The organism is Solibacillus cecembensis (genome assembly GCF_050272495.1).
GTDB classification, from domain to species: Bacteria; Bacillota; Bacilli; order Bacillales_A; family Planococcaceae; genus Solibacillus; species Solibacillus cecembensis.
Genome location: NZ_JBNNMF010000020.1, coordinates 37605 through 62943, shown reverse-complemented (window position 1 = coordinate 62943; position 25339 = coordinate 37605). Strand labels below are relative to the sequence as shown.

The window sequence follows — 25339 nt, the reverse complement described above, 5'->3', positions numbered from 1 at the left end:
TGGGTAGATTGATTATATTCAGGTGGAGTGTTTTGGATTTAAAAAAATCTTAATAAAGTGTTTTTGCGAATGAAAAGTAAAAAAGAATTTTCACCTTGCTTTTTGTAGGAACTCTACTTTTTCAACCGCATTTTCGAATATGGGTCTGTTAATTTCGTGTTCATCGTAAGAAGCAAGATTATCCCACTTCAATAAAAATTTACTTGCTATTTAAAATTCACTTGTGTAAAATGAGTTTTAATTTAATCTAATAAATTCGATGAAAAAGAAAAGTAATCCATCCGGGATGTCAAGCGAGTTAGGGTTGGTGTGAGCCTAATACTGAAAAGATGGACGAAACGCACTTTGGAGAAATTTCTTGAAATGTAGTAGAGAAAATCGGGGGAGTCACCTCGTTAATAACAGAAAGCGGTCACTTTTGTGGCAACTAGAGTGGTACCACGGGAATCCAAGCTTCTCGTCTCTTTTATTTAGAGACGGGGAGCTTTTTTATTTTGGGGAGGAAAATGACATGAAAACGAAATTAGCACAGGTTATCACGACTGCACTACAAGGCAGCTTGACGAATGAAGAAGTAGAAGCATTACTCGAAACACCGAAGCATGCGCAATTAGGTGATGTGGCATTCCCTTGTTTTACTTTAGCGAAAAAATATAAAAAATCACCTCAAATTATTGCTAGTAATTTAGCTGGAAAAATCCAAGGGGCTTTCATTCAAGAAGTGCGTGTAGAAAATGCCTATATTAATGTGTTTTTCAATCAATTACAAATTGCGCAGGACGTTGTTACACAAGTACTAACGCAACGAAATCATTATGGGACGAAAGAAAAAAATGGTCAAAGGGTCGCATTAGATTTCTCCTCACCGAATATTGCTAAGCCATTCTCAATGGGCCATTTACGTTCAACTGTGATTGGTCATGCACTTGCGAATATTGCGGAAAAGCAAGGCTATGAGGCAATTCGCATGAACCATTTAGGAGACTGGGGCACGCAATTTGGCAAGTTGATTGTGGCATATAATTTATGGGGTAATAAAGATGCAATCGAACAAAATCCAATTACTGAATTGCTGAAAATTTATGTAAAATTTCACGACGAAGCAGAGCAAGATGATGCGCTAAATGAGCAAGCGCGCCAAGCATTCAAGGCGTTAGAAGATGGAAATGAAGAAGCAACAGCCTTATGGAAATGGTTCCGCGATGCGTCTTTAAGTGAATTTAACGCGATTTACTCGATGCTTGGTGTACACTTTGATTCTTATAACGGGGAGGCATTTTACAATGATAAAATGCAGCCTGTCGTAGAGGAGTTAACAAAGAAAGGTTTGCTCGAACAATCAGATGGCGCAATGGTTGTACAATTGGAGGATATGCCACCTTCGTTAATTATGAAAAAGGATGGTGCGACGTTGTATGCGACACGTGATTTAGCTGCGGCAATTTATCGTTACAACACGTATCAACCAGCAAAAGTATTTTATGTTGTTGGCAATGAACAATCGCTACATTTCAAGCAACTATTTGCAGTGTTACAAAAAATGGGTCACACATGGGCAGCGAATTATGAGCATATTCCATTTGGAATGATGTTAAAAGATGGTAAGAAAATGTCAACACGAAAAGGAAAAGTCGTACTGCTTACGGATGTGTTACGCGAAACGATTGAGGCAGCGATGAATAATATTGAAGAGAAAAATCCACAGTTGCCAAATAAAGAACAAGTCGCGAATGAAGTTGGTATTGGCGCGGTAATTTTTAATGATTTAAAAAATGATCGTATGAATGATATCGAATTTTCGATTGATAAAATGGTGACATTTGAAGGGGAAACAGGTCCGTACGTTCAATATACGAATGCGCGTATCCAAACCCTCCTCAGCAAAAGTCATTTTGAACTGGTTGCTGAGCCGATTTTGCGTTTAGACGAGGAAGCATGGGAAATTATCAAGCTTTTAGGTATGTTCCCAACAGTTGTTGAAACAGCCTTCATACAAGCAAGCCCAGCCGTTATTGCGAAGTTCTGCTTAACTTTATCAAGAAACTTCAATAAATATTACGCTAACACGAAGTTTTTAACGAATGATTTGCAGGAAAAAGATCGTTTGAAAATCGCGTATGCTGTGTCAATCCTTTTAGAAGAAAGCTTACGTTTGTTGGGGATTAAAGCGCCGAAAGAGATGTAGGGTGTCATTTACCGTACAGGGTTAACGAACATCGTAAGGGCAAAGGTATTGTGACAATTATCCGCAGATAAAAAATATGAAATGTACAGCGTAGCAAAAGTTAATCTGTTGAAACCTAAATCAAAGTAGCCGACATACATTACCATGTCGGCTTTTTTTCATACATATAACAATCGATGCTTTTCTAGTCTATAAATTTCAGTAATGAAATAAAAATTAATTAGAAATTTATTTTTATATTCTATTCTTCTTATTATAAACTGAAAGGAGTAGTCTATGAAAAAAGTATTGAGCGTGTTAAAGAAATTAGCTGTGTTATTTATTGTAATTATCTTGTTTGGGTTCGTATCGATTTTTATCTATCATAATTATCAGTTAGGCAAGGAAGCAGCACTTATTAAAAGTGAGGGGACCCTTGTTAATGTAAATAAAAAAAACATTAACGTTTATAATGAAGGAAATGGTAAGGAAACGTATGTATTTATGTCGGGTTCCGGGATTGCTGCGCCTGTTTATGAAATGAAGGGATTATATAGAAAGTTTTCACAAGAAAATAAAATTGCTGTTGTTGAAAGAGCAGGATATGGCTATAGTGATGTTTCTAACGATGGTCGAGACATTGATAAAATACTAGAGCAAACTCGAAAAGTACTCATTCAAAGTGGAAATACCCCCCCATATATATTAGTGCCACACTCGTTATCAGGATTGGAAGCAATTTACTGGGCTCAAAAATACCCAGAAGAAGTGAAAAGCATTATTGCTTTAGATATTGGTTTACCTCATCAATATGTAACACATAAAATGGACCTAGTTGATTCGTTTGCAGTAAAAGGGATCAATATGTTAACCAAAATCGGTGTTCATCGACTCTTTCCTACTACTACTTATAATCCTGAAGTGATCAAACAAGATTTTTTAACTGATCATGAAAAAGAACTCTATAAAGCGCTATCCTTTAAGCAAATATTTAATAATGATATGGAGCAAGAACTTTTAAAGAGTTACGAAAATAGTAAAAAATCGGTTAACCTACCGATCCCAAAAGATACACCTATTTTATTTGTAGATGCTATTGCTAAACAAAATAAAAACTCGAAATATACAAAGCAAAACAGTAAAGATTATGAAGAATTTGCAGAACAATTAAATATAGCAGATGTTATAAAAATTGAAGGTACGCACAGCATTTATTTATACGAGCCAGAAGAGATTTATAAGCTGTCTACCAAATTTATCGAAAAAAATGAAAGGCCTATGTGATGAAAGAATATAATATTTTAGTTGTTGAAGACGATGTTATGATTGGCGATTTATTGCAAAAGATTTTGCAACGCGAAGGGTACCATGTATGTTGGAAATCAGATGGAAAAGAAGTACTGGATATCATTCATAAGATGGATTTAGTCATTATGGATATAATGTTGCCAGGGGATGATGGCTATCAATTGACCAAGAAAATAAAAAAGCTAGGATTAAATATTCCGATTATTTTCCTATCTGCCCGTAATGATATGGAAAGCAAACTACAAGGTTTGACAATTGGAGAGGATTATATGTGTAAGCCTTTCGATCCTAGAGAACTTCTTTTAAGAATGAAGAAAATGCTCGAAAATCAATATGGTACATTCACACAAATTAGACATTTATCTATTGATGCTGAGCTTAGAAAGGTGTTTAGCGATAGTCTGCATAATGAAGTTGCCTTTACTGCCATTGAAAGAAAGATATTTTTCTATTTATATGAAAATAGGGATAGAATTTTGACGAAGGATCATTTCTTTGAATATTTATGGCCCCTTGAAGATCGAAATCAAAATATCGTGAATGTTCATATGAAAAAAATCAGAGCAAAAATCAATGATAACCCAGGTGAAATAATTCAAAATATATATGGAGAAGGGTATAGATTAAATACCTATATGAAGAAATGAAACTAAAAAAGAAATATCGGTTATTATTACTCTCAGCCATTATTAGTGTGCCGTTGTTATTACTAGCAATTAGTGTTTTTATGTCAATCATTTATGACGTTGTTTTTAAAACCAAGAACAAGGGTATACCTTTTCATGAATCTTTTGCTTATCCCACAATGCTAGTCGTATTTTTTCTAGCGCTTTTATTATTAGCATTGTTGTTCTCGAAATCGATTAACTCACTCCTAAATAAAATTAATATATTGAATACAACGATTCGCGATTTAGCGAGTGATGAAAAGATTCCAAGTACATTAGAGGTTACAAATAATGATGAAATAGGTGAACTTATCCGGTCGGTCAATGTATTAATCGAAAGAACAACGTATCAAGAGTTGGAAATGAAGCAACAAGCAGAAATACAAAAAGAGCTGCTAAACAAATTAAGGCACGATATTAATACGCCGTTAACAGCTATCAAATTACAATTATTTTATCTAGAAGGCCAATATACACTTTCAGAACCGATACTAGATTCGCTCAATAAACAAATTCAATATATTGCTAATTTAACGAATGAATTTAATATACAAAACATAGATACGTTAGAAAGTTCATATATTTTGAATGATGAAGTTAACCTAAATAATTTAGTAGAAACCATGCTTAAAAAGTGGAGTTATTTGTATAGTATCCAGGATATCGAATTAATATATCAACCTGTAAATAAATGTTTGATATGGACGAGTAATGAGCTTTGGATACAAAGATTATTCGAAAACATTTTTCAAAATACATTGAAGCATGCAAAAGCTACAAAACTTGAGGTGAGTATTAAAAATAATGTTATTTCTATAAGTGATAATGGTATTGGTTTTGATGTTAACCGTAAACATGAAGGGCTAGGATTAAAGATTATTGAGGATATCACAAGAATTCTCAATATAAACTATACTGTACAGTCGAATGAAAATGGGACTATTTATAGAATACAAAAGCATGGTACATGAACAATACACGCACTTTGCTGTGGGAAGGATGGCCATTAAACAATACGAATCGTGCGGAGGACGAAATCATTTTGGAGTCATTCAAAGGAGATTACGAATTGGAGTTGTTACGGATCTTACTGCTCATATCATGACGAAGAATACAAGAAGACCTACATTTGGTAAATTTCCAGATGTAGGTCTTTAAATTTGTCTTTATTAAAAAAGCAAATTTAACTTGTTAAAAATAAATTGAAACTTGGCTGTTGACATTATACCTGTAGGGGTATATTATAAGTCATGTAAGCAAGAGCAATACGTTTTGAAGAAAGGATGAGGACAGTGCAATATGATCCTAAAGTTTCTCATCGCTTAAAAAGAATTGAAGGACAGCTTCGTGGGGTACTTCGTATGATGGAAGAAGAACAAGATTGTAAGGAAGTCATTACACAGCTCAGTGCAATTCGTTCTGGTGTTGACCGGACAATCGGTGTCATTGTGACAAATAATTTAATGGATTGTGTCGTCAATGCGGAAGGTGATGAGGCACAGCTGAATACAGTCGTCCAACAAGCGATGGATTTAGTAATAAAAAGTCGATAACTTCGGCTATATATTTTTCAAATTTAATATACCTATACGGGTACAGGAGGTAAAGATGGAGAAGAAAAGAACAACAATCGTTTTATTTAGTGGAGATTACGATAAAGCGATGGCCGCGTACATCATTGCGAATGGTGCAGCAGCCTACGATCATGAAGTAACCATTTTCCATACATTTTGGGGAATTAATGCATTACGCAAACAAGAGCCAGTACAAGTGAAAAAAGGTTTCCTTGAAAAAATGTTTGCCAAAATGATGCCACAAGGTGCTGAAAAATTAGGTTTATCTAAAATGCAAATGTTGGGCATGGGGCCTAAAATGATTAAGCATGTAATGAAAAAACATAATGCGCTCACATTAACGCAGCTTGTTGAAATGGCGCAAGAGCAAGATATTAAACTTGTAACGTGTACGATGACAATGGATTTACTAGGACTACAACAAGAAGAACTAATTGATAACATCGAATATGCAGGAGTGGCCGCGTATTTAGCTGATGCTGAACAAGGTACGGTCAACCTGTTCATTTAAAGGAGGAACTTATGGAAACACTCATTATTATCGCAGTCGTTGTCGCCTTTCTCGTTTGGAGAATGAAACCAGCGAAAGGAACGAAAGCCATTTCTACGAGCGAACTCAAAACGATGTTAAATGACAAAGATAAATTTTTCCTTGATGTGCGTACACCAGCTGAATTTAAAGCGCGTAACATTAAGCAATTTAAAAATATGCCAATAGGTTCAGATTTTTCAAAGGTGCCAAAAGATAAGGAAATCGTTGTAATCTGTCAAAGCGGCATGCGCTCAAGTCAAGCATGTAAACAGTTAAAAAAATTAGGCTATGAAAAAGTAACAAATGTCCGTGGTGGCATGAGCTCTTTTTAAGGAGGAAACTAGGATGAAATCAATTACAACAACAGAACTACAGCAACGTTTAGAAGCTGGTGAACAAATTAATTTAATCGACGTTCGTGAAGTGGGAGAAGTTCAAGAAGGGCATATCCCTGGTATCGTAAATATTCCACTTGGTTTGTTAGAATTCCGCATGCACGAGCTGGATAAAAGTAAAGCGTATGTAATGGTTTGTCGTTCTGGTGGGCGTAGCGGTCAAGCAACAGCATTTTTAGATGCGCAAGGCTATGATGTAACAAATATGACAGGTGGCATGCTTGATTGGGCTGGAGAAGTGAAGTAATTATCTAGCTAAATATCTCCAGATGTATCGTAAATCTGGAGAAAATTTTAAATAATTTTATACCCCGTGTGGTACTTAGGAGGAACTAGAATGCCAATTAAAGCAGATGTGCAATTAGATGCAAAGGGCTTAGCATGTCCAATGCCAATCGTTCGAACGAAAAAGGCGATGAATGAATTAACAGAAGGTCAGGTTTTAGAAGTATTGGCAACAGATAAAGGCTCAAAAGCAGATTTAGCAGCATGGTCGAAAACGGTTGGTCACCAATATATCGGGACAACTGCAGATGGTAATGTGCTAACTCACTACATTCGTAAAGGCAATCCTGAAACGACTGAAGTAGCAGAAAAAACATTCGCACAAACGATTTCAAATGAAGATATCGTTGGGAAAAGCGGCATCGTCCTAGATGTTCGTGAAGCAGCTGAATATGCATTTGGTCATGTACCAGGTGCTATTTCAATGCCAATGGGTGAACTAGAAGCACGCATGAAGGAACTCGATATAGATCAAGAAATTTATGTCATTTGCCGTACAGGTACACGTTCGGACATGGCCGCACAAACATTATCAAATGCAGGCTATACAAAGGTATATAACGTATTACCAGGCATGACTGGCTGGACAGGTGAATTAGAAACATCGATTTAAAAAAACATTGTTATTGGAGGCATTGATTATGTCAAACAAAGTAGCAATTATCGCATCAAACGGTGGATTATTCGATGCATATAAAGTATTCAATATTGCAACAGCAGCGGCTGCAACAGATAAGGAAGTACAAATTTTCTTTACATTTGAAGGGTTAAATTTAATTCATAAACAAGCAATGCATGCACTTGAAATGCCAGCTGGTAAAGAACATTTTGCACAAGGTTTTGCGGATGCGAATGTACCAACAATCCCACAGTTGGTTGAAATGGCACAAGAGTTAGGTGTGAAATTTATCGCATGCCAAATGACAATGGATGTGATGGGCTTAACGACAGCTGATTTCGTTGAGGATATTGAAGTGGGCGGCGCAGTTACATTCCTTGAATTTGCTAAAGATGCAACACCAACATTAACATTTTAAAAACATGCAGTGAGATGCTCATTTCTCACTGCAAAAAAATCTAAAAAATAATACCTATGGGGGTAATTGATTATGACAGTAAATAAATGGACAGCTGCTGATGTAGCGCGTAAAGTAATCGACAATAAAGAGTTATTCATTTTAGACGTGCGTAATGCAGATGCATTTGAAGACTGGAAAATCGATGGACATCAATTTGACTATTTAAATGTACCTTACTTCGATTTATTGGACGGTGTAGAAGAAATTTTGCCTAAAATTCCTACAAACAAAGATGTTTTAGTTGTCTGTGCGAAGGAAGGTTCTTCTATTATGATTGCTGAAATGCTATCCGATGCTGGACGTGAAGTGGCGTATTTAGCAGGTGGTATGAAATCTTGGTCGATGTACCTAGAGCCGATTAAAGTAGGGGATCTCCACAACGGAGGGGAACTATACCAATTCGTACGCTTAGGGAAAGGCTGTCTTTCTTACATGGTTATTTCTAAAGGGGAAGCGGCAATAATCGACGCAGTACGTTTCACAGAATTATTTACGAAATTTGCGGAAGAGAAAAATGTGAAAATTACTCATGTATTTGATACACATTTACACGCTGATCATATTTCTGGTGGTCGTCACATTGCAGCGGCAACGGGTGCAACGTATTATTTACCTGAAAAAGACGCAGAAGAAGTGGTATTTGACTATACAAAATTAGAAGACGGTTTAATTGTACAGATCGGTGCTTCAAAAATTGATGTAGGTGCACTTTATTCACCAGGTCATACAATTGGTTCGACATCATTTGTTGTCGATCACAAGTATTTATTAACAGGTGATATTTTATTTATCGATTCAATCGGTCGTCCAGACTTAGCGGGCTTGGCAGAGGACTGGGTTGGTGATTTACGTGAAACATTATACACACGTTACCGTACATTGGCAGAAGATTTAATTGTATTGCCTGCGCACTTTATGATTATTGAAGAGTTAAATGAAGACGGAACCGTATCGAAACGTTTAGGCGATTTATTTGCAGAAAATCATGGTTTAAATGTGGAGGACGAGGCGAATTTCCGTTCAATGGTTACGGATAATTTACCGCCACAACCAAATGCGTATCAAGAAATTCGTCATGTCAATATGGGTAAAATTACTCCATCTGATGAAGAGCAAACAGAGATGGAAATTGGACCTAATCGTTGCGCAGTGCGTTAACGACTTGATCCAATCATAAATTGAAATGTTACACCTATGCATGTCTTACGCTCAAGAGACACGCGACCGTCATACACGGAATTTTAGAAAAACGCTTACAAAAACAAACAAAACGAAAAGAGGAATTTACTATGAATATTACACAAACTTTAGACGCAAAAGGATTTGCTTGTCCAATGCCAATCGTACGTACAAAAAAGGCAATCGATACATTGAACTCAGGTGAAATTTTAGAGGTTTTAGTAACGGATAAAGGGGCAATTAATGACTTTGCTGCTTGGTCAAAAGCAGGTAACCACACGATTTTAGAACAAAAAGAAGAAGATGGAGTCATTTACTTCTACATTCAAAAAGCATAGAAAAGAATAGCGGGTAGCTCAATCTACTCGCTATTTTTAATAGAAAGAAGGAAAGTGTATGGATTTCTCCATTACGTATTTATTAGTTATTTTCGCCATCGGTTTTGTTGGTTCATTTGTATCAGGGATGTTAGGTGTTGGGGGTTCCATTATTAAATACCCGATGCTGTTATACATTCCACCGTTATTCGGGCTTGCGACATTTACTGCCCATGAAGTATCAGGAATTAGCGCGGTGCAAGTGCTTTTCGCATCGATGGCAGGCGTATGGGCTTACCGTAAAGGCGGCTTATTAAATAAACAGTTAATCATTTATATGGGTGGTGCCATTTTAGTTGGTAGTTTCATTGGTAGTTATGGTTCAGGGTTTTTATCGGAAGAAGCAGTAAATATCGTCTATGGTACGCTTGCTTTAATCGCGGCTGTCATGATGTTTATACCAAAAAAACAATTGGATGATCAACCGTTACATGAAGTGAGGTTTAATAAACCACTCGCAGCAATTTTAGCGCTCATTGTAGGTATGGGTTCCGGAATTGTCGGAGCAGCGGGCGGATTTTTACTTGTACCCATTATGCTCACTGTATTAAAAATTCCAACGCGTATGACAATTGCCACAAGTTTAGCTGTCACATTTATTTCATCCATTGGTAGTAGTGTAGGGAAGTTGATGACAGGGCAAGTCGAGTATTGGCCAGCATTTATTATGATTATTGCCAGTGTTTTAGCCGCTCCACTCGGTGCAAAAATGGGGAAAACGATGAATACAAAAGTGCTGCAAATCTTTTTAGCGCTCCTAATAGCCGCAACAGCGATTAAAATTTGGGTAGATATTCTTCTATAAAAAATGAGTTGTCCTAGCTCATTTTACTTAGGTATCAAGTCACTTTCCTAGTAATTCCATATTTGATATGATAGCCCTAGAATAGATAGGGGGCAACGAGTTTGAAACAATATATGGAACGCGCGGTGCAATTAGCCATCGCAAATGTGCAAGAAGGCGGTCAACCGTTTGGCGCAGTGCTTGTAAAGGATGATCAAATTATTGCGGAAGGTGTAAATGAGCTTCATGTTGTCCATGATGTAAGTGGACATGCTGAATTATTAGCGATACGCCGCGCCCAACAGCAATTACAAACAAACGATTTATCTGGATTTACGATGTATGCGAGTGGTGAACCGTGTGCGATGTGCTTAAGCGCGATGTATTTTGCAAATATAAAGGATATTTATTATGCCGAATCTGTAGAGCAAGCCGAAAAAGTCGGACTCGATAAATCCAAATTTATTTACAATGAATTAAAAAAGGACCGAGCTGAACGCACCGTTTCAATTCAACAAATGCCATTAAATAACGAACAACAAAGCCCAATGAAAGTATGGGAAATTAAATAATCCTAAGAAAAAGTACTATTAATTCAAGTAATTAATAGTATTTTTGTTTTTCGTAAACTTTTTCCTACCACTCAACCGTCTTATAAGTGTCGACAAATAAAAGAGAGGAATTTTGACATGGATGTGAAATTAGAACAATTGTTCATCGATTTCGTGCGGGACAACAAAAAACAACTTTACTTATTCGCTTATAGCTATGTGAAAAATGAACAGGATGCACTTGATATTATCCAAGATAGTATTCAAAAAGCGTGGCAATCCCTTCATAAAATAGAAAAAATAGCGCAATTGAAAAGTTGGTTTTATCAAATTGTTGCACGGACGTCGATTGATTTTTTACGTAAAATGAAACGCATACAAGTGATGGATGAAGAAGAAATTAGCTATGTATCGCCACAACAACAGGATACATATGAAGATGTGGATTTAGAAAATGCAATGGATCAGCTGCCATACCCTTTAAAAGAAGTGATTATTTTAAGATTTTTTGAGGATCAGAAATTAGAGGATGTTGCCATTATTTTAAATATCCCATTAAGTACGGCAAAATCCAGACTTTATAAGGCATTAAAATTATTAAAAATAGAGTTAAGTGAGGAAGGGTGCAAGTAAAATGGACGACAAATTAAAAAACATGAAAAAGAAATACGAGGATGTGCCAATTCCAAAAGAGTTGGATGAGGTCATTGAAAATAGTTTAAAACGCAAACCGAAAAAACGTAATAAAGTGAGCTGGTGGCTTGGTTCTGCGGCTGCAGCGAGCGTGATTTTTGTAGGCGGTATTAATGCAAGTCCAGCAATGGCAAAAAGTTTAGCTCAAATTCCAGTGCTTGCTGCTGTAGTTGAAGTGTTAACATTTACAGAATACGAAGTGAAAGACGGCAATTATGAAGCCAATATTAAAGTGCCGCAAATTACGGGTGATTCTGACGAAATCCATGCTTTAAATGCGCAATTTGAGGCGGAAGGAAAAGCATTATACGAGGATTTTACAAAGGAAACAAGCTACATGGACGGGGGACATTTAGGGGTTGATAGTGGCTACATCGTCGAAACAGATACTGATCAATTGCTGTCAATGGGGCGCTATGTTGTCAATACGGTCGCTTCGTCATCAACGGTTATGCAGTACACGACGATTGATAAAGAGAAGCAAATCGCCTTGACATTGCCAGGCTTATTTAAAGATGCAAGCTATGTGCCGGTCATTAGCGAATATGTTAAGCAACAAATGCGCGATGAAATGGTTGCATCAAATGGGGAATCTACGTATTGGGTAGGTGGAACGGATATGGTTGAAGAGGACTTGTTCGACCTATTTGAAACCATTTCAAGCGAGCAAAATTTCTACATTACGGAGCAGGGGAAATTAGTTATTGCCTTTGATAAATATGAAGTAGCACCTGGTTATATGGGGCTTGTGAAATTTGAAATACCGACAGAATTGATTCAAGATCAGCTTGTGAGTAACGTTTATATACGTTAAAGAAAAGGGAAAAGGGATGTGGAGTTGTAAAAACCACATCCCTTTTGTTATTTTTGTATAATTTGAATCAGGTTGCCACATGTATCATCAAGGACAGCTATTGTGAAATCGCCCATTTTTGTCGGCTCCATCGTAAACTTGACGCCGCTTTCACATAGGCGTTTATACTCATTGTGAATATCTTCAACGCCAAACATTGTTGCGGGGATTCCTTGTGCCATTAAACTCGTTTGATAGTTTTTAGCAGTCGGATTTTCATTAGGTTCAAGAACTAGCTCTGTGCCGCCTTGATTATCAGGAGAAACGAGCGCAATCCATCGATATTTGCCACTTGGCACGTCATGCTTTTTTACAAATCCGAGCGTTTCTGTATAAAATTTTAGTGCCTTTTCTTGATCGTCCACGAATAAACTCGTAACAATTATTTTCATACTTACGTACCTCTCTCATTTTTGTCATGAAATAATTTTGTCCAACTTAAAGGCAAAGCAAACTTATTGCGTTAACTTCAGCCCAACAACGGCAATCAATATAAACGAAATAAATAAAATTCGCTTCCAGTTTTTCGATTCTTTATAAAAGAGCATGCCAACTAATGTGCCACCAACTGTCCCAATACCAGTCCATACAGCGTAAGACAGCCCCATTGGTAATGTTTTCATAGCCAGCGCAAGCAATGTAAAGCTACATGCAAAGGAGCCAAATAATAAAGCAAAAGCACCGATAGAACGCTTTTGAACGACTTTATTCATGCCAATGACACCGCTCACTTCAAACAATCCTGCAAAAATTAAATATACCCAAGCCATTATGCATCCCTCGTTTCTTTCGGTTCATCAGATACAAGCTTAAGTCCGATTACCCCAACAAGTAGCAGGGAGATAAATCCGATTTTTGCTAGACTGAATGGTTCGTTGAAAAGGACTGTTTCTACAATGACCGTTCCAGCGGTTCCAATTCCGGTAAAGACGGCATAAACCGTCGCAACAGGAAGTTTGTCATTCGCAATAATTAAAATGTAAAACGATAGGACAATGAGTACGACAACTCCGCCCCACATCCAAAGGGTTGATGCGTATTTCAACCCCATAGCCCAAATAATTTCAATAAGACCAGCTAATAATACAAGTAGCCAATATTTCGTCATGATGTTTCACCTCGATATGTTAGTCCTCGATAAAATACAGTCCAACTCGCCTGCAATCTCTTTTCAAAGCGCGCATGCCCCCCGTAAAGCATTTCAACAAATAAGCTATCGAGCAAGGCTAAATAACTAATGGCAGCCTCTTGTGGCGAAACGGCAATCGATTGCAGCTTAAAATAATGGGTAAACTGTTGTTCAAGGCTATCTAAATAATAATAAACATGTTCCATTAGTTGTTTTTCTAAATGCGGTGGAGGAAAAAAAGCAGAACGTAAAAAGAATTTCGTCAAAACTTGCTCAGCAAAGCGTTTTTCACAAGCATGTAAAAGTTGAAATAATATTTTTTCCATCTTTCCTTTTTTATTGTCTTCAAAAAACTGTTCAATAAAGGCAAGTTCAAATTCCATTGCTTCTTTTGAAAGGGTCGTATATAGCACATCTTTACTTTTAAAATACGTATAAATCGATTGCTTTTTAATGCCGACTTCTTCTGCAATTTGCGCTAAAGAACCACCATTATAACCGTTTTCAGCAAAGTTTTTGAAAGCCGCTACTTTAATTTTTTGAATGGTCATTTAATCACCTTCCTAACGTTCGTCAGTTAAAAATAACATACTGCCATTGTTATTGCAAGGTCAATGCTTTACATTTGAATGAGAGATTATTATTTCGAATCAAATAAAAACGAGGTGTAACAATGGAGAGATGTGCATGGTTAAAACTAGATGATCCAATTTATGTTGCGTATCATGATGAAGAGTGGGGTGTGCCTGTTTATGAGGACCGCCATCTTTTTGAAATGATTTGCTTAGAAGGTGCACAAGCTGGATTAAGCTGGTTGACGATTTTAAAAAAGAGAGAAGGATATCGCCAAGCATTTAATCAATTTGATGCAGAAAAAATCATTCATTATGATGCGGAGAAATTAGCCGAATTAAAAGAAAATCCAGCCATCATACGCAATCGCTTGAAAATTCAAAGCGTCGTAACGAATGCCAATGCCTTTTTAGCGATGCAACAAAAGCACGGCTCTTTTTCTAACTATATATGGTCCTTTGTAGACGGAAAACCAATAATCAATCAGTGGCAAACGATTGCGGAAGTGCCGATCACGACCGAAATTAGTGACCGCATGAGCAAGCAATTAAAAAAAGACGGCTTCAAATTTGTTGGCAGTACAATTTGCTATTCCTTTATGCAAGCAGTTGGCATGGTGAACGATCATACGATGGATTGCCTTTGTCGGAAATAGGGTATATCCGTAAAAAGACAGGGATTAGTACAACTACTTACTATTCTCGGAAATTATGATTCAGTATGGTGTAGATGTAATATATCCCCCAAACATCCTACACTACATTGAAAATAGCAAGAAATATGGGCAGTCAAATTGAGTGCTAATACCTAATTTTGAATATTTTGTCTGTGTCACTTGACTCAATTTTCATTTTTTTCATAATTTTCACCTTCACCAAAATGGGATACGGCTTATAATCGAATTAATGAAGTAGTAGAGGGAGTATGGCATATGACTGAAGAAAACACTATTGAAACACTCGTAAAAGAAAATCCACCACCATTGCAACAATTGATTGAACGTCTAAAGCCATTACATGTAATTTTATCGCAAAACTCTTACGTGAAAGATACAACACATCGACTAAAACGAATTATTGATGATTCAGAAAGTCAGCCAATGTTGCTTATTTTAGGGAAAGAACGCGTAGGCAAAACAACATTAATTAACAGTTTATTAGGACGTGCATTATTTACAGGGGGTACAGATCAGCCTACGAGCATCAATACATTTATTCGTTTTGGTGAGCAGGAATGCATTAAAGCCCACTTCTTAGATGGTGTCATTGCTACATTTGATATTTCAAAATTACATTTAATTACGGTTTCCGATACGTTTAGTGCCCAAATCATTCGAGAACATTTAGATTATATTGAAGTGTATATTAAACATGATTTATTAAAGTCAGTAACGATTGTCGATTCTGTTGCACTTGAAGTCGGACCAAATAACACAGCCTATTTTTCACAAACATTGTTACAACGTGTGGATGAAGTATTTTGGGTACTTCGAAGTGGTTCGCCTGCAACGGATGATGAAATCAATTTATTGAAGAAGATGGAAACATTTGCAATTACACCTCATTTTATTGTGAATGCAATTGACCAAGAAGACGGGGATATCACCTCATTTATCGAGTCGGAAAAATCCCGCTACGGACATGCGATTGGTGACATTGTTCCAGTGTCGGCACTGCAAGCATTAGAAGCACGCAAGACGCATGATATGCAGCTATTGATCGATTCGCGTATTACGGAACTGACGCAATTAATTCATCGTATCGTAAGTAATAAACAAAAGAAAACGCGCCATGTGACGGAGCAGCTTATTCATTGGTTGGAGCGACTTCGAAAAGAGGTTGAAATGATTCCGACGCGCGAGCCATATATTTCAGCATTTGAAAGTGTGGAGCGCCATAATTCCGAGGCTGAGTTTGAATTTACTCGCCAACAGCGTGACCGGGCCTTAATTTCTTCTTATGAAGAAGAGTATCAAAATGTGAGTGTCATATTTAATAATGTACAAACGCTGTATCAGCTTCTGCAAACATTAGCGAGTGAGTTGTATTTACGAGATGCAGAAATTGAAAAATATGAAGAAAATGCGGCGCTCTATCAACAATTCGTGCGAGATTATCGAAAATTGCACGGGGAATATTCGATGGAATACACGCGTTTTGAAAAGCAATATAAAAAATTGTCTGGAAAATCCTTGGAATTCCCTATCGTCGACCCTGAAAATGAAGAATTTCTAAAAGGGCGCATCGCAACACTAAATAAAATGCAGCAACAATGCATTGAAAAATTAGAAGCGATTCAAAGGTATGAAGGTTACGTTTGTGAAAATTTATATGCGGTCCAAAATCGATTAAATGATCTTGCTGCGAAGCGATTAAAATCGATTGTTTCACAGTTGAGTGATTTAAATATTCAACGAAAAAATGAACGGATTTTCCTAAAGTCTTACGTGGATAAGCTATCTGAATTTAATTGCATTGTGGAATCACAGGGCTTTTTACGTGATGCGGTGTTGCCTTATATGGCGGGGGAGCAATTGCCTCTTTCTGAGCAGGAAAAACAGCATGTTTACAATACGATTGATTGTATTTGCGCGGTCGACTTAACGCACCAAGCATTGTATAAGCGCTCCACAATTCCAGAGCCAGATGATTTAATGGCACAGTTTGAATTTGAATCGAAATACAAATTAAACGGCCTAAGCTTAACGGAATCGGATGTCAAGTCCGACCTACCAGAAGCGCCGAAAGAAATCAATTACGCCTTGGCGTAATTGCGTCCAGATTTTTTTCGAGCTTGCTCGAAAAATTCCTCTAAAAATCTGTGACATCCGCCGGGAGCATAACTTTATTCAGCAGGGTTTAAAACCCAACTGATTAAAGGTGATATTTGGTATAACCGCCTGAATAGTGGAAATAGAGGACTTCTGCTGAAGCAAGTTAAAGATGTAAAACGAAAGCCGCTAGTATAGGATAATTTCCATACTTGGCGGCTTTTTTTGTTCTTTTATTTAGCGGAACCACTAATAAAGGCTTCCCCTTCATAATACATATTTTTTACTAATACATTAGGTCCTAAGCACTTTACAGCTGGACAGTGGCAGTTTAAGCTTTTCGCAAGGTCAGTAGCAAGCCATTTATCAAACACGGCGGGCAAAGAATCGGTTTGAATATTGCCTAGTGCGGGTGTATCGCCAAAATCAGTGACGATAACATCGCCTGTAAAAATATTAATATTTAAACGTGAGCGCCCATCAGGATCATTGCGTAATGTAACGTTTTTCGCCTCACGTAGACGGGTTAACAGCTTTTGGTCTTCTTGGTTTGAACTACATGGATAAAAAGGGAGTGTCCCAAATAACATCCACGTATTTTCATCGCGATTATCCAATATTTGATGGATGGCTTCACGTGTTTCTTCTAGAGATAATGAACTAAGTGCGGAAGCGAAGTCTGAAGGATACATAGGGTGAATTTCGTGCCTAGCACACTTCATATCTTCCACGATTTGACGGTGGATATGGTCTAAATAAGGTAAAGTTTTTTTATTAAGCATTGTTTCAGCAGATACCATCACGCCATTTTCAGCGAGCATTTTTGAATTGTCAATCATGCGTTGGAACAGTGCCGCTCTTTGCTCAACAGTTGGTTTCCGGTCCATCATCGCAAAGCCTGTTTCCACAAATTCCTCAATCGTTCCCCAGTTATGAGAAATATGTAGCACATCTAAATACGGTGCAATTTCTAAATACCGCGCGCCCTCCATCGTTAAATTGGAGTTCATCTGTGTTCGGACGCCTCGTTCATGGGCATATTTTAACAATGGTAACACATAATTTTGAATCGACTTTTTACTCATCATTGGTTCGCCACCCGTAATACTGAGCGTTTGTAAATGGGGAATTTCGTCTAAGCGCTGTAAAATGAGTTCGATTGGTAAAGCGTCTGGGTCTTTCGTTTGAAGGGTATAACCGACCGCACAATGTGCACAGCGCATATTACAAAGGTTCGTCGTTGTAAATTCGATATTCGACAAGGTCATTTGCCCATGCTTTTCGATATCTAAATAAGCCTCCCATGGATCATAGCTTGGGCTAATTTCTATTAACGTGTTCATGATATGTAAAACTTCCTTTCTAGCATTCTATTTTCTCATATAATGAGCACTTTGCAAATGAAAGGCTATTAATATTCGTTACTTTTTAGTACAAATTGATAGAATAATGAAGTGATGAATAAACTAATGAAAAATGAATCGATTATGCGAACGACAACGATTCCGTAACTTAAAATTGAAATATAGTCGATTATATACCAGGAAACGACGATGGCTAGCGTTAAAAGTATAAGAGAGAACCAAAAAATGAGCTTTTGTTTCATTTGAATGTCCGTCTTTTTTTGTTTTTGAGCGTACGTCCTGAAATACATATATCCAATGATTAACATGAGCCCGACTAATGTACTCCCATGTTGTAAAAATTTATACAACGGAATGTCAAAATGGAAGATTGTAAAAGTGTGCGCTAAAGTGGTTGGGAATTTCTGAACCATATAGCCATTTTGATGTGTAAAAGAATCCCATGTGATATGTGTCAACATCCCAAGCAATGCCGAGTAAACAAAGATGATGACTCTCATTGCATAATTCGCATGTAAACGGCTCTTAGTAGAATCTTGTAGGAACGCAGGCATTTGGTTAAATAGTGTTTGATAAATAAAGAAATGAAAAATCAAGTAAAAAAATGCAACGAGCGGTAGATTGTAAGTCAAAAATCCCGAAAAGGTATGCCCAATGTCACCGATTGGTTGCCCTCTTAAAAAATATTCAAAGTCAGGAGCCATACTACCTAAAACGAGTGCAGGGAAATGGATGTATTTGCTTTTTCTAGAGAAGGGTAATACGGCTGCGGGATGTGCAAATGTTAATGGCATGATGATAAACTCCTTTATATATCGTTCGCTTTGTTTAGCCTAAGCGAATTCATAGTGCTTGTTGGAACGAGTTCTTTCGTACAAAAAAATTAGTTCACTTACACGAAAAGTTTGCACCAATATAGCATTATAACATTATTGTAAAATAGATTGCATGTTTTCTTTAATTAGTAACAATGAGATAGAAAAATGCAGCGTACACTTGGGTGATGGAAAGAGGAAAGGGGGTATCGTACTAGTTAGTACATATTTAATCAGGGAATGAGTAATTTCCAAAACAAATAAAAACGCTCAAGAAATCCGAGCGTTTTTAAGGTAATAAGCGAGTGAGCTCAAGTATTCAATCACTCACCTCATCAAATGTATGGGAAATCAGGCTATTGTTTTCGCTATAAAATTTTTCGCCAAATGAATTTTCAACGGATGTCCGAACGAGTTCAATTTTGGAATGATTGATCGCTTGCACATTATAGTTAAAACGCTCATTTTGAATGATACAATCCGTCGCATGAAGGGACGAGCGATTTTGTACATAAAAATCGGATTCATGCCCTTCTGTAATTTGAGTCGCAGAAAGCTCGACGGTGGAATCTGCGTCCATCCAAATTTGCGAGAGTTTATGGTTGGAAATAAACGAATCTTGAATGAACGCTTCCGCATTATTTTCGATAATGAGCCCATTACGCTCGCCTTGCAACAACTCGCTATTTTTAAAAATGAGCGAGCTATCATTAATGACAATCTGTGGCATTTGATGTGAGGAAATTTGGCTTTCAAAAATTTCGAGTGACGCATCCTTCATCACTTTAATGGCATTTCCTGTACCCCCGCTAATAGTGGAACGATGAATCGTTGCTTTAGTTCGGCTAGCGAGTTCAATTTGTGTTCCTAAAGCGTTTTGGAATGTGGAATCTTGTACAGCCAACTGACAGTCTTCCAACATAAAAATACTTTTTCCCCCCGTAAATTCACTGTTCGAAATGGCCACGTTTGCTTGTTCTTTGCCAGCAATATGTGGCATGTAATTGTCTTGAAATTGACAGTTGTCAATCGTCATAGTAGCTTGATTGGCAGCGAGAATCCCGTTTCCTTTATTATGCATTAATTCACATTCCATCATCACTAACTCCGCCCCAATGACCGTAGCACCTGAATTATCGTTTTTAGTTAAGATGCTTGTAACAACGGATACTGAAGCTTCTTTTTCAACGAAGATTCCAACTTGCTTGCCGTCTTTAATCGTTGAGTCTTTTAACGAACAAATCGATTTTTCCGTGACAAATAACTGCGATAAAACATTCGCTTCAAAGGTTGTTTGACTAAAATTGAGGATCGATTTTTCCCGAACTTGTACGCCAACCCCTTGGCAGTTCACAATTTGGCAATTCGTCATGTGAAGCAAGGATTCCATCGTCAGCTGAATATTCGCGATTTTGTGGGAGGAAAAAAGCGTATTCGAAATGGTTCCTTCAGCGAACTCCCTTAGCATTAATCCAGATTCTTGTCCGTGTTGAATGAAGCAATGGTCGAGTTGGAATTTACTCTTTTGAATCCACAACTGCGGTAAATGATGGTGTTGCAATGTCGTTTCGGTAAGCGTGACCGATGTATGCTCCGTTGCATAAATCCCATTGCCATCCCCATTTTCAATTGTACTTCCACAATCGGTTAAAGTAGACTCGTTTTGAATAATGATTTGAGTGCCAGAATGGTGATGAATTTTGACATTTTCTGTTGAAATATGTGCATGCGATTTTGCCCAAATCGCATGACGTGCATTTGAAAATTCACTATGTTTAATTTCAACGGTCGAATTTTCTACTAATAGGTGCGCTTTTTCATTATTATCAAATGCACAGTGTGCAAATGAAGCATGACTTTGGTTGACAAAGGCAATTGCGACGTCTTTAGCATTGGAGAAGGTGCAGTCTTCAAACGTTGCCTTTCCACTGTTGAATGAGAGGATGGCATTGGATAATAAGCCGTTGAAGGTACAGTTTTTGACGGTAAGTTCGCCTTCTACTAAGATTTGCATTGATGGATAAATCGCCATATTTTCAAGTGTGGCATGGCCTGATTTCGCAATGATAATGACCCCTTCAACTAATACTGGATTCGTCATATGACCGCTTATCGTAACATGCTCATGGATTGTGATGGATTCCTTATATTTTCCACCAGCAAGATAAATTTGATCGCCTCGCTGTGCTTTTTCCAATGCACGTTTCACCGTTTTTATTTTGGAAAAAATAGAAGTAGATACTTTAATGATTGTCATAAAAAACCTCCTACTCGTCATGCTCTACCATTTATATTCACTCAATTTGCTGAAATTAATCATGGCGATGAAAATTTATATGACATCCGCCGGGGCTTAACTTTATTTAGCGGGGTATGAACGCTGAATAAAGTTAAGTCGCAATGATTACGAATCAACTACAGTGTTACTTTTATATGTGTGAGCGGGTCCATTTATTAAAAAATAGGGAGAGAAATGAGGAGATTCCATAATGAATGGACATAAATAATCATATACATGTTTAAAAAGTGCTAGAGAAGTGAAAATTTATTAAAACAGTCCAGTTATTCACATTGACATGCAGTTTTGAAGGAAAGGGGCGTTTCGTATGTTAAATAAACAATTACTTGTGATCCAACAACATTTAAATGAGAAATTTTTTGATCGTGAAGTTGAAATAGAGGCGTTATTGACTGCTCTTCTTTCAAAACAACATATTTTGTTTATTGGTCCTGCGGGGACAGGGAAAAGTGCGTTGTCCGCGATGCTCGGTGAAATGGTGGAAGGGAGCCATTATTTCCAACATTTATTGACGCCATTTAGTACACCAGAAGAACTTTTCGGAGTGTTGTCATTGAAAGATTTAGAGCAAGGCATTTACAAGCGGAATGTAAGTGAGATGTTACCAGAAGCCCATTTTGCTTTTATTGATGAAATATTTAAAGCAAATTCGGCCATTTTAAATTCTTTATTAACTTTAATAAATGAGCGTGTTTACTATAATAACGGCATTCCGATTACCTCTCCATTAATGACATTAGTCGGCTCCTCGAATGAATATATCGAGGATGGGGAAGGGTTAGAGGCGCTTTTTGACCGGTTTTTATTGCGCTATGAGGTGAATTATATTCGTGAAGACACGGCTTTTGTTGCGATGTTAAAAGATGAGCAGCCCATTCGAATTCCGAAAATGACACTACAGGAGCTATCAAATCATCAAGCGCATGTTTCGCGTATTTACATTCCAGATACGATTTACAAAACGATTGCGAAAATACGTAAAGGTCTTTATGACGAAGGGATACGCCCGTCAGATCGCCGTTTTAAACAATCATTAGCCATCTTAAAAGCAAAGGCTTACATGGCAAGTCGAATGGAAGTACATCAGGAAGATCTACTCGTTTTGGCACATGTATTATGGGAGACGATTGATCAAAAAGTAAGGACCGAAGAAATTATTCATGACTTGGCATTTGATACAGTCGAAACGTTTATTCACCGTGCACAATATGAATTTGAAGGGATTTTAATGAACGCGCAAAGTACGATGCTGAGCAAGCCACCATTCGCGCGTACAGCATTAAGTGAACTGCTTATGCAAGGGAAAACTCTATTTTTAGAAGTTCAAAATATGAATCGCCAAGTACCAAATCGCCCGGAATTGCAAACATTAAAAAATGATATGCATAAACGACTACTCCAAATGACAACAGAAGTTATTGGTTTTTAAGTAGATAAGGGGGGAGCGCGGTGCTGTATAGTCAGTCGATTTTTGATATTTCAACGGAACAGCAAATGCGATTTAATGATTTGCTAAAAAAGGCGACAATGCTACGGGAATGCTGCTTGGAAGGGGAAAAAATCATTCGTGGCTTTACAAATTTAGTAGGGGATTGTTGGATTGCCTTTTTTGCGCTAAAACCTCAAGTAAAAGCTGTTGCTACGGGAAGTAATGCCTTACAGCATGAGTTCATCCTCAATTTATTGGAAAATGAAGAGTACAAGCGTTGGCACACTTTAACAAAAGGCGATGAATTACTTAGTGTGTTAACAGCTGTTGGCGTGGCAGAGCAAATGAAAGCGACCTTCCAACATTCACAAGTCATGCAACAGCAAAGGGCAGCTGAGCATAGAAAAGAATTGCTCCAAAATCAACTCCATCAGATACGGAACAACCAATCGACTACGACGTTTTCAGACCAAGCGAAATACGAGCAGCAAACCCTTCAAAATAAAATCGAGCAAGAAAACAAAACAATTAGGCAGGCCCACCAGGAGCTACGACAGCAAATCAATCAGCTCGATGACGCCTCCATCAGCACGCTCATTACAAGTAATAAAAGCAAAATTCGGCATACGAAAAATGCCATTGTCGCTGTTGGAACGATGGACGGCAAAAAAAACGAACAATTGCCTTTAACGGAGCAATTTGAATTAGTTGAGAGAATACGTGAGCACAAAAGCTTACTCAACATCGCGGAAATGGTCGGACGTTTTAAAAAAATCGCACAAAAAAAGCAAAAGTTGAAGGATAAACAAACGATGGCACGGCAAAATATTTCAATTGGTCAGGAAGTTTCGAGATTGTTACCATCAGAGCTTGCAAACTTTGTTTTACCACCAAGTAAGCTCGATTTTCTACGCCGCTACGGGGAAAAACAAACGTTTATCTTTGATACGAAAGGGAAAGATAGAAAAGGAAAAGGGCCCATCATTATTTGCATGGATGAAAGCAGCTCCATGACCTCCATAAAAGAGCAAAGTAAGGCCTTTTGTATCGCATTACTCATGATTGCACGGCAACAAAAAAGAGATTTCGCCATTATTCCATTTGCAAGTGTCGTTGGGGAAGTGCATCTATTTAAAAAAGGGCAAGCTACAACGAAACAAATAATGGATTATAGTGCGCAATTTTTAGGTGGTGGCACAAACTATGAACGGCCTTTACGAGAATCATTGAACATTTTATTGACAAGTGCATTTAATAAGGCAGATATTTTATTCGTCACAGATGGCTCAAGTTTTTTACCAAGGCGCTTTATTGATGAATTTAATGATATAAAAAAGAAAAAACAATTTGAATGCTCGGCTATTGTGTTAACGAATTTATTCAATGCTGTAGATGTAACGGTAGTCGGAAGCTTTTCAGATCGGATAATCGAGGTGAATGAGCTATTTGAAGCGGGTGATGCGTTTGTTTTTTAACTTTACGCTTTCAATCTAGTCAAATAATCAAATGTCTCTTACAATAAGCATGAGCAATTGTTTGAGGAGGAATTTTTTTGTTTACAGATTATTCGACATTATTAGAGGCTTTACCTGAACAGCGGGCACAGTTCGTAAAAGAACAGGAGGCGATTTTTGATACGATTTTGATAAATGTAGGTCATATGGAATCAGCTATTCGGGACCAGCAAAATTACCAACTGTTTATTCAATTATTATCTGAAAATACAATTCCAGCACCAATCTTACATCATTATGTCGATTATTTGAGTGCAGACAAAGGGTTACTGTTTGAAATGACTACCGCTGATCCATCGGCAGTCATCCAGCGCTCCTATTCCGCATTATTTTTAACTGCGATTGTTCATGCGGATCGTCAGCTTGGCATTTTAACGGCAGAAGAAGTGGAACAATTAACAACGGCTGCGATTACGCTGTTTTCGAAAGAACAGGATTTTCGAAGTTATATAGATGAAACGACGGGTTGGGCGCATAGTATCGCGCACACGGCTGATCTTATTTGTGCGATTATCCAACATCCACATTTTTCTATTCGTTTTACATCACATATTTTACAAGCCATTCGTACAAACTTGTGGAAGGGCTATGTATTTCAAGATGATGAAGAGGAGCGATTTACGAAAATTGTTATGGCACTTATGGCAAAAGGGATTGAAGATGCACTCTTTAATGAATGGACCACGCAGCTATTTGACCGTTTAGAAATGGTTGCCTATGAGCGCGGTTATGATGCGACTTGGTTCAAAGCGAGGACAAACCTGTTAAATATGATGAAAACACTATACTTCTATTTGAAGTTTTCGAAGCAATCGGACAAGCTACGAGAAACGGTATCAAACTTTATACAACAATGGCTAAGACTCTCATAAAAATCAATGAAAATAATAAAGAATCGTAAAATGAAATCAGTCAATTGATAATAAATGATGTTATTGTAGAATAATATCGTTTTTACGATAGGTCATAATTAAAACTTATCGCAAAAGATAATAATAATGCAA

Annotated in this window: 28 protein-coding genes and 1 other annotated feature; of the genes, 21 read left to right on the top strand and 7 right to left on the bottom strand. The window is 37.4% G+C overall.

Annotation, left to right across the window (positions count from 1 at the left end):
• Nucleotides 1-250 precede the first annotated feature (250 nt).
• Nucleotides 251-468 (top strand) — a binding site (T-box leader).
• 43 nt (nucleotides 469-511) lie between these two features.
• The 16 genes from argS (at nucleotide 512) to rsiV (ending at nucleotide 12403) form a co-directional block, all read left to right on the top strand.
• Nucleotides 512-2185 carry an arginine--tRNA ligase gene (gene argS / locus ACQKIH_RS16830; protein ID WP_427767971.1) on the top strand — a complete coding sequence of 558 codons (1674 nt, stop codon included), beginning with the start codon at nucleotides 512-514 and terminating at the stop codon, nucleotides 2183-2185.
• 276 nt (nucleotides 2186-2461) lie between these two features.
• A complete protein-coding gene (locus ACQKIH_RS16825) occupies nucleotides 2462-3448 on the top strand; it encodes an alpha/beta fold hydrolase (RefSeq protein WP_427767970.1) in 987 nt (328 codons plus the stop codon).
• Nucleotides 3448-4119, top strand: coding sequence for a response regulator transcription factor (locus ACQKIH_RS16820; RefSeq protein ID WP_057983221.1), 672 nt, complete (start codon nucleotides 3448-3450; stop codon nucleotides 4117-4119). Before ACQKIH_RS16825 ends, ACQKIH_RS16820 begins: the two co-directional genes overlap by 1 nt.
• Nucleotides 4116-5111, top strand: a complete 996-nt coding sequence (locus ACQKIH_RS16815) for a sensor histidine kinase (RefSeq protein ID WP_427767969.1) — start codon at nucleotides 4116-4118, stop codon at nucleotides 5109-5111. The genes ACQKIH_RS16820 and ACQKIH_RS16815 overlap by 4 nt, the downstream gene beginning before the upstream one ends.
• 321 nt (nucleotides 5112-5432) lie before the next feature.
• Nucleotides 5433-5693: a metal-sensitive transcriptional regulator gene (locus ACQKIH_RS16810; protein ID WP_427767968.1), complete on the top strand. Its 261-nt coding sequence runs from the start codon at nucleotides 5433-5435 to the stop codon at nucleotides 5691-5693.
• 55 nt (nucleotides 5694-5748) lie between these two features.
• Nucleotides 5749-6225 (top strand): DsrE/DsrF/DrsH-like family protein, encoded by a 477-nt coding sequence (locus tag ACQKIH_RS16805; RefSeq protein ID WP_427767967.1) that lies wholly within the window; start codon nucleotides 5749-5751, stop codon nucleotides 6223-6225.
• 11 nt (nucleotides 6226-6236) lie between these two features.
• Complete coding sequence (locus ACQKIH_RS16800; RefSeq protein WP_427767966.1) at nucleotides 6237-6578, top strand: rhodanese-like domain-containing protein; 342 nt, start codon at nucleotides 6237-6239, stop codon at nucleotides 6576-6578.
• A 13-nt stretch (nucleotides 6579-6591) separates the two neighbouring features.
• The gene (locus tag ACQKIH_RS16795) at nucleotides 6592-6888 is read left to right on the top strand and encodes a rhodanese-like domain-containing protein (RefSeq protein ID WP_427767965.1); all 297 of its coding nucleotides are present in this window, start codon (nucleotides 6592-6594) and stop codon (nucleotides 6886-6888) included.
• Between the two features lie 90 nt (nucleotides 6889-6978).
• A complete protein-coding gene (locus ACQKIH_RS16790; protein WP_427767964.1) occupies nucleotides 6979-7539 on the top strand; it encodes a sulfurtransferase TusA family protein in 561 nt (186 codons plus the stop codon).
• A 28-nt stretch (nucleotides 7540-7567) separates the two neighbouring features.
• The gene (locus ACQKIH_RS16785; protein ID WP_427767963.1) at nucleotides 7568-7963 is read left to right on the top strand and encodes a DsrE/DsrF/DrsH-like family protein; all 396 of its coding nucleotides are present in this window, start codon (nucleotides 7568-7570) and stop codon (nucleotides 7961-7963) included.
• 72 nt (nucleotides 7964-8035) lie between these two features.
• Nucleotides 8036-9163: an MBL fold metallo-hydrolase gene (locus tag ACQKIH_RS16780; RefSeq protein ID WP_427767962.1), complete on the top strand. Its 1128-nt coding sequence runs from the start codon at nucleotides 8036-8038 to the stop codon at nucleotides 9161-9163.
• A 131-nt stretch (nucleotides 9164-9294) separates the two neighbouring features.
• Nucleotides 9295-9522, top strand: a complete 228-nt coding sequence (locus ACQKIH_RS16775) for a sulfurtransferase TusA family protein (protein ID WP_057983239.1) — start codon at nucleotides 9295-9297, stop codon at nucleotides 9520-9522.
• Nucleotides 9523-9580: 58 nt separating this feature from the next.
• The gene (locus ACQKIH_RS16770) at nucleotides 9581-10366 is read left to right on the top strand and encodes a sulfite exporter TauE/SafE family protein (protein ID WP_427767961.1); all 786 of its coding nucleotides are present in this window, start codon (nucleotides 9581-9583) and stop codon (nucleotides 10364-10366) included.
• A 101-nt stretch (nucleotides 10367-10467) separates the two neighbouring features.
• The gene (locus tag ACQKIH_RS16765) at nucleotides 10468-10917 is read left to right on the top strand and encodes a nucleoside deaminase (RefSeq protein ID WP_152982921.1); all 450 of its coding nucleotides are present in this window, start codon (nucleotides 10468-10470) and stop codon (nucleotides 10915-10917) included.
• A 117-nt stretch (nucleotides 10918-11034) separates the two neighbouring features.
• Entirely contained in the window at nucleotides 11035-11529 is a 495-nt protein-coding gene (gene sigV, locus ACQKIH_RS16760; protein ID WP_057983243.1) for an RNA polymerase sigma factor SigV, read from the top strand.
• 1 nt (nucleotide 11530) lies between these two features.
• Nucleotides 11531-12403 (top strand): anti-sigma-V factor RsiV, encoded by an 873-nt coding sequence (gene rsiV / locus ACQKIH_RS16755; RefSeq protein WP_427767960.1) that lies wholly within the window; start codon nucleotides 11531-11533, stop codon nucleotides 12401-12403.
• A gap of 47 nt (nucleotides 12404-12450) precedes the next feature.
• Here rsiV and ACQKIH_RS16750 read toward each other — a convergent pair whose 3' ends face one another.
• The 4 genes from ACQKIH_RS16750 to ACQKIH_RS16735 all read right to left on the bottom strand — a co-directional run bounded on the left by ACQKIH_RS16750 (nucleotide 12451) and on the right by ACQKIH_RS16735 (nucleotide 14122).
• Complete coding sequence (locus tag ACQKIH_RS16750) at nucleotides 12451-12834, bottom strand: VOC family protein (protein WP_427767959.1); 384 nt, start codon at nucleotides 12832-12834, stop codon at nucleotides 12451-12453.
• Between the two features lie 63 nt (nucleotides 12835-12897).
• Nucleotides 12898-13212: a DMT family transporter gene (locus tag ACQKIH_RS16745; RefSeq protein WP_057983250.1), complete on the bottom strand. Its 315-nt coding sequence runs from the start codon at nucleotides 13210-13212 to the stop codon at nucleotides 12898-12900.
• A complete protein-coding gene (locus ACQKIH_RS16740) occupies nucleotides 13212-13550 on the bottom strand; it encodes a DMT family transporter (protein WP_057983252.1) in 339 nt (112 codons plus the stop codon). Before ACQKIH_RS16740 ends, ACQKIH_RS16745 begins: the two co-directional genes overlap by 1 nt.
• Nucleotides 13547-14122, bottom strand: a complete 576-nt coding sequence (locus ACQKIH_RS16735; protein WP_427767958.1) for a TetR/AcrR family transcriptional regulator — start codon at nucleotides 14120-14122, stop codon at nucleotides 13547-13549. Before ACQKIH_RS16735 ends, ACQKIH_RS16740 begins: the two co-directional genes overlap by 4 nt.
• Nucleotides 14123-14244: 122 nt before the next feature.
• Between ACQKIH_RS16735 and ACQKIH_RS16730 the strand changes: the two genes are divergently transcribed.
• Complete coding sequence (locus ACQKIH_RS16730; protein WP_427767957.1) at nucleotides 14245-14799, top strand: DNA-3-methyladenine glycosylase I; 555 nt, start codon at nucleotides 14245-14247, stop codon at nucleotides 14797-14799.
• Nucleotides 14800-15075: 276 nt separating this feature from the next.
• Nucleotides 15076-16914, top strand: coding sequence for a P-loop NTPase family protein (locus ACQKIH_RS16725; RefSeq protein WP_427767956.1), 1839 nt, complete (start codon nucleotides 15076-15078; stop codon nucleotides 16912-16914).
• A 233-nt stretch (nucleotides 16915-17147) separates the two neighbouring features.
• On the opposite strand, the gene yfkAB is transcribed toward ACQKIH_RS16725, so the two are convergent.
• From yfkAB to ACQKIH_RS16710, 3 genes are all read right to left on the bottom strand, one after another.
• The gene (gene yfkAB, locus ACQKIH_RS16720) at nucleotides 17148-18257 is read right to left on the bottom strand and encodes a radical SAM/CxCxxxxC motif protein YfkAB (protein WP_427767955.1); all 1110 of its coding nucleotides are present in this window, start codon (nucleotides 18255-18257) and stop codon (nucleotides 17148-17150) included.
• 68 nt (nucleotides 18258-18325) lie between these two features.
• Nucleotides 18326-19072, bottom strand: coding sequence for a DUF4184 family protein (locus ACQKIH_RS16715; RefSeq protein WP_427767954.1), 747 nt, complete (start codon nucleotides 19070-19072; stop codon nucleotides 18326-18328).
• Between the two features lie 340 nt (nucleotides 19073-19412).
• Nucleotides 19413-21350: a right-handed parallel beta-helix repeat-containing protein gene (locus ACQKIH_RS16710; RefSeq protein ID WP_427767953.1), complete on the bottom strand. Its 1938-nt coding sequence runs from the start codon at nucleotides 21348-21350 to the stop codon at nucleotides 19413-19415.
• A gap of 349 nt (nucleotides 21351-21699) precedes the next feature.
• Here ACQKIH_RS16710 and ACQKIH_RS16705 point away from each other — a divergent pair, with 349 nt between their 5' ends.
• The 3 genes from ACQKIH_RS16705 to ACQKIH_RS16695 all read left to right on the top strand — a co-directional run bounded on the left by ACQKIH_RS16705 (nucleotide 21700) and on the right by ACQKIH_RS16695 (nucleotide 25207).
• Nucleotides 21700-22821: an AAA family ATPase gene (locus tag ACQKIH_RS16705; RefSeq protein WP_427767952.1), complete on the top strand. Its 1122-nt coding sequence runs from the start codon at nucleotides 21700-21702 to the stop codon at nucleotides 22819-22821.
• A 20-nt stretch (nucleotides 22822-22841) separates the two neighbouring features.
• Nucleotides 22842-24296 carry a vWA domain-containing protein gene (locus tag ACQKIH_RS16700; RefSeq protein WP_427767951.1) on the top strand — a complete coding sequence of 485 codons (1455 nt, stop codon included), beginning with the start codon at nucleotides 22842-22844 and terminating at the stop codon, nucleotides 24294-24296.
• 77 nt (nucleotides 24297-24373) lie between these two features.
• Nucleotides 24374-25207 (top strand): DUF2785 domain-containing protein, encoded by an 834-nt coding sequence (locus tag ACQKIH_RS16695; protein ID WP_427767950.1) that lies wholly within the window; start codon nucleotides 24374-24376, stop codon nucleotides 25205-25207.
• Nucleotides 25208-25339: the final 132 nt, after the last annotated feature.